This window comes from Leisingera sp., from assembly GCF_982940295.1.
Window position 1 is genome coordinate 1 of record NZ_CEYXRG010000040.1, and the last position, 8,697, is coordinate 8,697.

Below are 8,697 nucleotides of genomic sequence, written 5' to 3' on the forward strand. Positions count from 1 at the left end.
GCCGCCATAGCCGCTGCCGCCGTCACCGCTGCCGCCATCGCCGCTGCCGCCGTCACCGCTGCCGCCGTCACCGCTGCCGCCGTCGCCGCTGCCACCGCCGCTGCCAACACCGCCAGCGCCGCCATAGCCGCCGGCTTGGCTATCCAGGGGACTGTTCAGGAAACAGGTGAGCAGAAGAAGGAACAAAGCACGATGTAACGACATCCGCTTGAAGTAGGGCGCTTATCCTTCCAGTCCATAGGCCCGGCGGATACCCCGCTGCGTTCCCGGTCCGAAGTCGCCGTCAATCGCGCCCGCATAGAAGTTGTTGTCCTTCAGCTTCCGTTGCAGCGCGCGCCGGGTTTCGGCGGTGAACATATTGGGCCGTTCGCTAAGCAAATTGAGCACATCAGAACTGCCGCTGCGCAGCGCTGCATAGAGGTAATGTGCTGAATCCTCTGGACCTTTTGAGGGGATCAGCCCGTCGTCAATCAGCGCGGCGAAGTTGAACTGGGCCTGCGGGTGACGCAGGTCCGCGGCGCGTTCAAAGAATGTCAGCGCTTTTTTCGGATCGGCGCGAAGTCCCAGCCCGCCCTGGTAGTGAAGAAACCCGAGATCATTGATAGCGTCGGCGAAATCCTGGTCTGCCGCGGCCTGATAAAGCTCCAGCGCCTTGGCCGGGTCTGCTTCGACACCGGTGCCGCGCTCATATAGCTTGGCCAGTTCGAACTGCGCCTCCGGGGAGCCGGCGTCCGAGGCGCGCTGGAGAAATTCCACGGCTGCCTTGGGGTCGAACCGGCCCTCATTCGGATTGAGGCGGATATAGGCCAGTCCCAGCATCGACCGGGTGTCGCCGAGGTCGGCCAGCGCCAGCAGCTGTTCTTCCTGGTCCGGCTTCAGCGCGGCCCAGGCGGCGGTGGCATCGGCCACCGAGACCGGAGTGTCGTTTTCGCCGGGGCCGGCCAGATAAAAGGGTACTCCGGTGAGCGAGCCGTATGTGTGGGGTTCCTGCAGGTTGGCAGTGTTTTCCAGAACCCGGTCGCGCACCTGGCGGAACATCAGGCTGATCTCCAGCCCGGGCTGCACCATTTTCTCCATCAGCGCAGTTGCATACGGGGAGTTGCTGCCGCTGCCGTCCAGCGCCACCTGGCCGTCCTTGGCGGCAAAGGCCACCAGGGTGCCGCGGTCCGGATCGGCCGGCGCCATGCCGCCGCCGCCGCGGGTGGTTTCGCTGGAGGCCGCCGTTTGCACGCTGCTCTGCTCCAGCGCAATGGAGTCGCCCAGCGGGTTGTCGCGGCAGCTGTCGAGGATCACGATACGCATTTTGCGGGCGCGGTCGACTGCCGCCAGCAATTGTTTCAGCGATAGCGACTGGCGCTGCACATCCCGGTTGCTGGCGACCTTGGCGTCTGCCGGAATGAGGAAATTCTCGCCCTGCACCTCGATCCCGTGGCCGGCAAAATAGACTAGCGCCAGATCGGCGACTTCGGAGCGGAAGGCGAAATCATCCAGCATCTGCTCCATTTCCGCCGTCCCCGGATCCAGCGCCAGGCTGACGTCAAAGCCGATCCCCTCCAGCGTGTCCGCCATTGCAACGGCATCGTTGCGGGTATTTTCGAGCGGAGGCAGGTACTGGTATTCCGCCACGCCGATGACCAGGGCGATGCGGTCGCTAGCAGCCTGCGCCTCTGCCGCAATCATCAGGCAGGCGGTGAAAATCAACGGTTTGAAAAGGAAAGACATACGGATACCCGGGCTGGCGGTTTCAGCTATGCCCAATGTAGTCCGCTGCGGCAGCAATTAAAAAGAAAATTCGCCGCTGCTGGCAGGACAGCCCCGCCCTGGTCAGGGCGGGGCAGCGGAGTTCAAGTGCTTGCCAGGCTGCTGGCAGAGCGCAGCCGGTCGCGCAGCTTTTCCAGGGTGACCCCCGCTGCGGCGGCCGGCAGGTCGGCGGGGCCTGACTCGTCAACCTGCGCCTGCACGCGCTTGTAAAAACCTGAGAGCCCGGCCAGGGTCTGGATCACCAGATCGAAGTCCTGCAGGGAGCGCAGTTCCTGGCTGGTCGGGGGCGTGCCCCGCTCCAGCACGTCGAGCACGACGTCTTCCAGCGCCTGCATCTGACTGCGCAACTGCTCCATTTCCCACGCCGAGGCGGCGCAAAGTTCGCTCAGGGCTGTGCCGGGACGCTCCATCGTTACAGCCGCCCGACGACCTGTTCGATGGCCTGCTTCATCGTGGCAACCGTGAACGGCTTGCGGACAATGTTGTTCAGGCCGATCTGCTTGCCGACCTGGATCATCTCCGGCGTCGGCTTGCCGGTGACCAGGATGAAGCCAACCCGCTGGGTGACCTGGTGGCTGCGCAGGGCCTTCAGCAGGCCCAGACCGTCCATGCCAGGCATGTTGTAGTCGGACAGCACCATGTGCACCGGTGTCTGAACCAGTTTCTTGTAGGCGCCCTCGCCGGAGTTTTCGACCATGTAGTTCTTAATGCCGATCTCATCCAGGCTCTGTGTGATGATCCCCCGGCTGGTTGACATATCGTCAACGACCATAACGCGGAGAGAGTCTTTCAAGCTCATTTTTCTTTCCTTCTGCTCTGCTTGCAGCCGTGGTCAGGAGGTCCTGCCAGCGGGTGAGTTGACATAAGTTGTGATCCCGGCCGTCTTCAGGTGCTGCGCTGCCGGGCCGGACATGCGCTCGGAGTGCCCGATGAAGAGATAACCGCCCGGGTTCAGGGCATTCTGGAAGGCCTGCCACACCTTCTGCTGGGTCGGGTTGTCGAAATAGATCGCCACATTGCGGCAAAATATGGCGTCGAACTTGCCCCGGAACGGGAACGGTTCGATCAAGTTCAGCACCCCGAAGGTGATCAGCTTGCGCAGGTTGTCCGGCAGCCGCCCCTCGGCGTCCCGGGCGGGCACCAGCTTGCGGTATTTCGCGTCGATCTGGGCCAGCTCGTCCTCAGGATACTTCGCTCCTTGGGCGTGGCGCACCACAACCGGGTCGATATCGGTGCCGAGGATCTTAAAGTCCAGCTTGGCCGCGTCCGGGCACAGGTCCAGAACAGTCATGGCGATCGAATAGGGTTCCTGTCCGTTGGAACAGCCCGCCGACCAAAGCCGCACCCGCCCGCCGCGCCGCGCCTGCTCGATCAGCGGCGGCAGGACGTCGTTGCGCAGCGTCTCAAAGTGATGCGGCTCCCGGAAGAAGTGGGTCACATTTGTGGTCAGCAGCGACAGCAGGCCGCTGCGCTCCTGCTCGGAATTGGGACCATCCAGACACGCCAGATATTCCTTGAAGCTGGAGAAGTTGCGCTGGCGCAGCTTGCGCGCCAGCCGCGAAGACACCAGCGGTTTCTTACTTGCCGCCAAGGCCAGGCCGAAGTGTTTATGCGCGAATTGCGCAATGGACTCGAATTCCTGGTCTGTCAGCGACAAGCTTTCAGCTGCGGGAGAGATGGAACCTTCTGCGCTCACGGCATCACCTGCTCCGGAGCCGAGATAACCGCATCCAGATTGATGATGCGCACCATGGTGTCATCATGCGAGATGATACCTTGGATGTATTCCATCGTGTTGCGGCTGTCGACCGGCGGGGTGTCTTGAATGTCGTCCGGGTTGATCGAGATGATCTCCGAAACCGACTCCGCCAGAAGCCCGACAGGCTTGCCATGCACCGAGACCACAATGACCACATTGCGCTCGCTGGCTTCGGTCTGATGCAGGCCGAAGCGGGCCGACAGGTCATAGATCGGGATCACCGCGCCGCGCAGGTTCATCACGCCCAGCACATCGGCCGGAGCATGCGGCAGGATGGTCACCGGCGACCAGCGCCGGATCTCGCGGATCTGGGTGATCTTCAGGCAAAAGGCCTGGCCTGCCACGGTGAAGCTGACGAACTCGCTGTGTTCAGCGTGCTTCACTTCCTGATCGGTTTGCTTCACTTCAGCTTGCATTGCTCATTCTCCGCTCGGTGTCAAAGGCGGCCGCCGTGGGCGAGGCCGCAATGATGCTTTCTGGGTCCAGGATCATGGCGATCTTGCCATCGCCCAGAATGGTTGCAGCGGCGACGCCGGGAATTTCCCCGCAGACGCCATCCAGGCTCTTGATCACCACCTGGCGCTGGTCGTGGATATCATCCACCGCCAAGGCGCAGCGCTGGCCGGTCTCGGTCTCCACGAGCAGGTAGACGCCGGCCTGCTGGTCGCTCTCGCGGTACAGGCCCAGGCCGCCTGCCACATCGCAGATCGGCACGAAGTTGCCGCGGATCGACAGCAGGGTGCCGTCGGCGCCGAGGTTGTTGATCATGTCGTCGCTGCCGCGCATGGTTTCGACGATCGAGGTGATCGGCACCACCATGGTCTGATCGGCCACCGACACCACCATGCCGTCCATAACCGCCAGCGTCAGCGGCAGGATGATGGTAAAGGTCGAGCCTTTGCCCGGGGTCGAGGAGATGTTGATGCGGCCGCCAAGGCCGGTAACCGCGTTCTTCACCACATCCATACCGACACCGCGTCCCGAGAGGTTGGAGACCTCTTTTGCGGTGGAAAAGCCCGGTGCGAACAGCAGATTGTCGATCTCGCTGTCGGTGAGCTCGGCATTTTCCGGGATCAGGCCTTTTTCGATGGCGATCTGCTTGACCCGCGGCCGGTTCACGCCGGCACCGTCGTCCTTGATCTCGATGCAGACGCTGCCGGAACGGTGCGAGGCAGACAGGCGGATTTCACCGGTGGTCTGTTTGCCTGCGGCTTCCCGGTCTTCGGGCTTTTCGACGCCATGGTCGACCGCATTGCGCAGAATATGCGTGAGCGGATCGGACAGCCGTTCGATCACCGTCTTGTCGACTTCGGTGTTTTCGCCTTCGGTGACCAGCTTGCAGGTCTTGCCGGTGGCTGCGGAAGCCTCACGCACGATCCGGGCCATGCGCTGGAACAGCGGTTTCACCGGCTGGGCACGGATGGCCATGACACCTTCCTGGATGTCGCGCGCCAGGTTTTTGAAACCTTCGAGCTCCGTCTCGACGTCGCGCAGGTCGGCGACGTTGAGATTGGCAATCTGCTGCGCCAGCATCGAATGGTTGATGATAAGCTCCCCGACAGCGTTGATCAGCCGGTCCACCCGCTCGAGCTCGACGCGGAGCGTCGGCTTTGGACCGCCGCGCTGCTCCTGCTTGCCGCTCTCGGCTTTCGGGGCCGATGCCTTTTCTTCGGCAGCTGCCGGTTTGGCTTCGGGTTCAGGTGCGGGGACCGGCGGTTCAAAAGGGGCGGCTGCGGCCTCTCCATCTGCGCTGTCTGCAGCGGCAGGAGCGGGCGGGGTGCTGAACATCGCATCCAGTGCGGCCAAGGCATTTGCTTCCGCTTCCGCGTCACCATCCCCGGCAATTGACAGCTCGCAAAGGCCTTCGACAAACTCAAACACCGCCTCGACCACCGACCGGGTCTCCTTGGTCACAAGGACCAGATCCCAAGCCAGGTAGCTTTCGTCCATGTCCATGGTGTCGAAACCGGGCAGCTCGTTCTCATCGAGCTTCACGGTCAGATCACCCATGTCCCTCAGCGCCTGGAACAGGAAAAACGGCTCATTACCGGTGCCGTACATTTCCTTCAGCGGCTGGAACCGGATCCGGTATGTCTCCTCCTGCGGTTCCGCCGGGGCACCGCCGATATCACCAAGGTCCATCATCGGTGCCGGGCCGCCAAGTCCCATCGGCTCGAAGGTGAGGTCTTCCTCTTCCTCCGGGATATACTCATCCAGGGCCGCCAGCAGGGTATCATGGTGTGCCTCGTCGATCTGGCCGCCATCGCGGGCCGCCTCGACAAGCGCCGACAGGTGGTCGCTGGAACGCAGCAGCAGCTGAATCAGCTTCTCGTCCAGATCCAGCCGGTTGGAGCGCACTTCGTCAAACACGGTCTCGAACCGGTGGGCAAAGGCCACCAGATCATCGAGGCCAAAAGCCCCGGCGCCGCCCTTGATCGAGTGCACGGCGCGGAAGATCGCATTGACAACCTCAGAGTCGTGATCGCCTCCTTCGATGGCGGTCAGACCCTCATCCGTTGCTTCGAGGAGCTCTTCGCACTCCTCAAAGAAGGTATCCTGAATCGAGCCGGACATCTCAGGCCGCAGCTCCGGTTACACGCTTGAGCGCAAAGATCAGCGAAGCATCGTCAAACGGCTTGGTGATCCAGCCGGTGGCGCCTGCACCGCGGGCGCGGGCCTTCAGCTCCGGTGCGCTTTCGGTGGTCAGGACCAGGATCGGCACCTTGGAGTTGATGCCGTGGCCGCGCAGCTCTTCGATCACGCCGAAGCCGTCGAGGTTGGGCATGTTGATGTCGGTGATCACGACGTCGGGGTCGACGTCAGAGTACATGTCCACCCCTTCGCGGCCGTCGACCGCACAGTGGTATTCAAACCCGGCCTCTTCCAGGGTTGCGGCCAGAAGATTCCGGATCGTGCGGGAATCGTCGATTGCCAGAACTTTGGTCTTCATGCTGTTTCCTCGTCTTCAAAACGGTTGGGCTCCAGCCCCAGAAGCGTCAGGGACTTGCGGCAGGATTCGGTGATATTGGTGACTGAGAAGCCTACCCCCTCGGACCGCCACTGCTGCTCTGCTCCGAGCAGAATCTGCAGGCAGCGCGAAGGCATCAGAGCAACGCCGCTGCAGTCGATTTCGACCGCCTTGGCACGTGCCCCTTGAAGGAAGGCGATCAGCGGATCCAGCTCCGCGAAGGCATTCGGCAGATCAAGAATATGCTTTTGCGTTTCCGTGGTCATGTTCGGCGATTCGCACCCCCGTTGTCGGCGATCAATTCGAGTTCGATGAAGCAATTGATAGGTGCGGGGCCTTAACATTTGATTGCCGCAGCGCGCCCGCCAAGGGGGATTCATAAGGAGAGGGCGGGCAATTCCGCGTGGAAATTCCTGTCAATTTTTAACGGTGGCTCAACGCTCCAGAGAATCACCTGAACGCCATGCTGGCGTGCTTGCGGGCGTGCCCAGGACACGGCGCTCAGCCAGAAGATGCATCTTTACCTGACCTTTACGGAGTGACGCTGTTGCGCTTCGGATTCCCGCCCTTTTTTGCTGTCGAACAGGATCAGGCTGCCCTTCCGTAAGCTGCAAATTAACATCTGCACGACATCCTGAGAGGCATCATCAATTGCGGTGGCCCAGACCGCAATACTCTTAGGAGGACGGAATGAAAGCCCTGAAATCGCTTAAACTGGCACATAAGCTGCCGTTGTTTGTTGTTGGGTTGGTTGTGCTTGTGACGGCGATTCTCGTCACCATCAGCACGCTCAGCTTCCAGCGCAGCGCAGAAACAAATGCCGAGGACCAGCTGAGCTCCATGGTGGCGGACCGCAAGCTGTCGGTGCAGACCTTGCTGGACGGGATTCATGCGGATGTCCAGACGCTGGCCTCCGTGCCGTCGACGGCAACCGCCATAGAATGGCTGACGATGACGTGGAACGACCTGGAGGGAAATCCGGGCGAGATTCTGCGCCAGGCCTATATCGACGACAACCCGCATCCGGAGGGGCAGAAACATCTGCTGGCGCGCGGCAAGGGCGACTCCCCCTATCACATGCATCACGAGAGCTTTCATCCGGCCTACAAAACGCTGATCGAAAGCAAGGGGTATTATGACGCCTTCCTGATCAACCTGGCCGGCGACGTCGTCTATTCGGTGTTCAAGGAAAACGATTTCGGCACCAATATGATGACGGGACCGTTCAAGGACACCGGCCTTGCAACCGTCTATCGTGAAGCGCTCGAAGGCAGCCGCGGCGAGGTGTTCTTTGCCGATTTGGAGCCTTACGCAGCAAGCGGGGGCAAGGCAGCAGGCTTTGCCGCGACGCCGGTTGTGAACGACGCCAATCTCACCGTGGGTGTGCTGGCAGTGCAGATTCCGGTCAGCTTGATCGGGTCGATCATCAACAATGAGCAAGGGATGGGCGAAACCACCCAAGTCTACTTGGTTGGCTCCGATATGCAGGCCCGCACGAATTCGCGATTCGAAGAGGGTTTCAAAGTGCTCTCGCAACTCCCACCGACCAAGCAGGTGGTGGAAGCCTTTGATGGAAAATCGCACGTGCAGAAAAATGTCCCCGGCCTCGACGGGCATCCTGTGCTGGCCTATTCGGAACCGCTTCCGCTGGCCTTTGCAGATTGGGCGATCATCGCCGAGCAGGACTTGGCCGAGTTGATGGCTCCGGCGGAAAAGAAGCGTAACATGCTGCTTCTGGCCTCGGTCGCCTGCGCAGCCGCCATGTCGTTCCTCGGCTGGCTGTTCGCCCGCTCCATCACCAAGCCGATCGACCGGATCTGCGACAACATGGAGGCGGTGTCCTCCGGTGATCTCGACATTACCGTTGCCGAGGCAAGCCGCAGCGATGAGATCGGCAAAATCGGCAAGACGCTGGTGTCAATGCAGCAGGACCTGAAGCAGGCCCGCGCTGCGGAAGAGGAACGTGCTGAAATGCAGCAGCAGCAGCAGCAGGTTGTCGAAAGCCTGAGCGCTGGCCTCGTGCGGCTGGCCGATGGCGATTTCTCGCAGCAGATCAGAGACTCCTTCCCGCAGGAATACGAACAGCTGCGGAAGAATTTCAACAGCACTGTCACAAATCTGAGCGGCACCGTCCAGCAGGTGGTTGAGGCCTCCGGCAGTATCCGCAACGGTGCCGCCGAGATCAGCCAGGCCTCCGACGACCTCTCGC

At 61.5% G+C, this 8,697-nt stretch carries 10 protein-coding genes; 2 read left to right on the plus strand and 8 right to left on the minus strand.

Going from position 1 to position 8,697, the window contains the following annotated elements:
• Positions 1-198, plus strand: a 198-nt coding sequence (locus tag AC4HIX_RS20605; RefSeq protein ID WP_490400322.1) for a hypothetical protein, incomplete at its 5' end; no start/stop codon positions are given.
• A 24-nt stretch (positions 199-222) separates the two neighbouring features.
• Here AC4HIX_RS20605 and AC4HIX_RS20610 read toward each other — a convergent pair.
• The 8 genes from AC4HIX_RS20610 to AC4HIX_RS20645 form a co-directional block, all read right to left on the minus strand.
• The gene (locus AC4HIX_RS20610) at positions 223-1,722 is read right to left on the minus strand and encodes a caspase family protein (protein ID WP_490400323.1); all 1,500 of its coding nucleotides are present in this window, start codon (positions 1,720-1,722) and stop codon (positions 223-225) included.
• Between the two features lie 122 nt (positions 1,723-1,844).
• Complete coding sequence (locus AC4HIX_RS20615; RefSeq protein ID WP_490400324.1) at positions 1,845-2,171, minus strand: DUF8776 family protein; 327 nt, start codon at positions 2,169-2,171, stop codon at positions 1,845-1,847.
• 2 nt (positions 2,172-2,173) lie between these two features.
• Positions 2,174-2,560 (minus strand): response regulator, encoded by a 387-nt coding sequence (locus AC4HIX_RS20620; RefSeq protein WP_027233853.1) that lies wholly within the window; start codon positions 2,558-2,560, stop codon positions 2,174-2,176.
• A 33-nt stretch (positions 2,561-2,593) separates the two neighbouring features.
• Positions 2,594-3,457 carry a CheR family methyltransferase gene (locus AC4HIX_RS20625; protein WP_475054660.1) on the minus strand — a complete coding sequence of 288 codons (864 nt, stop codon included), beginning with the start codon at positions 3,455-3,457 and terminating at the stop codon, positions 2,594-2,596.
• The gene (locus tag AC4HIX_RS20630; RefSeq protein ID WP_008558479.1) at positions 3,454-3,936 is read right to left on the minus strand and encodes a chemotaxis protein CheW; all 483 of its coding nucleotides are present in this window, start codon (positions 3,934-3,936) and stop codon (positions 3,454-3,456) included. The genes AC4HIX_RS20625 and AC4HIX_RS20630 overlap by 4 nt, the downstream gene beginning before the upstream one ends.
• Entirely contained in the window at positions 3,926-6,094 is a 2,169-nt protein-coding gene (locus tag AC4HIX_RS20635; RefSeq protein WP_490400325.1) for a chemotaxis protein CheA, read from the minus strand. The genes AC4HIX_RS20630 and AC4HIX_RS20635 overlap by 11 nt, the downstream gene beginning before the upstream one ends.
• Position 6,095: 1 nt before the next feature.
• Complete coding sequence (locus AC4HIX_RS20640) at positions 6,096-6,470, minus strand: response regulator (protein ID WP_421056855.1); 375 nt, start codon at positions 6,468-6,470, stop codon at positions 6,096-6,098.
• On the minus strand, positions 6,467-6,754 hold the full coding sequence (locus tag AC4HIX_RS20645) for an STAS domain-containing protein (RefSeq protein WP_421056856.1): 288 nt from the start codon (positions 6,752-6,754) through the stop codon (positions 6,467-6,469). The genes AC4HIX_RS20640 and AC4HIX_RS20645 overlap by 4 nt, the downstream gene beginning before the upstream one ends.
• 424 nt (positions 6,755-7,178) lie before the next feature.
• Here AC4HIX_RS20645 and AC4HIX_RS20650 point away from each other — a divergent pair.
• The coding region (locus AC4HIX_RS20650; protein ID WP_490400326.1) for a sensor histidine kinase at positions 7,179-8,697 on the plus strand (1,519 nt) is incomplete at its 3' end.

Bases quoted from the DNA above. Each gene is read 5' to 3' on its own strand.
- AC4HIX_RS20610 (WP_490400323.1), bottom strand. From the start codon at position 1,722: ATGTCTTTCCTTTTCAAACCGTTGATTTTCACCGCCTGCCTGATGATT.
- AC4HIX_RS20615 (WP_490400324.1), bottom strand. From the start codon at position 2,171: ATGGAGCGTCCCGGCACAGCCCTGAGCGAACTTTGCGCCGCCTCGGCG.
- AC4HIX_RS20620 (WP_027233853.1), bottom strand. From the start codon at position 2,560: ATGAGCTTGAAAGACTCTCTCCGCGTTATGGTCGTTGACGATATGTCA.
- AC4HIX_RS20630 (WP_008558479.1), bottom strand. From the start codon at position 3,936: ATGCAAGCTGAAGTGAAGCAAACCGATCAGGAAGTGAAGCACGCTGAA.
- AC4HIX_RS20635 (WP_490400325.1), bottom strand. From the start codon at position 6,094: ATGTCCGGCTCGATTCAGGATACCTTCTTTGAGGAGTGCGAAGAGCTC.
- AC4HIX_RS20640 (WP_421056855.1), bottom strand. From the start codon at position 6,470: ATGAAGACCAAAGTTCTGGCAATCGACGATTCCCGCACGATCCGGAAT.
- AC4HIX_RS20645 (WP_421056856.1), bottom strand. From the start codon at position 6,754: ATGACCACGGAAACGCAAAAGCATATTCTTGATCTGCCGAATGCCTTC.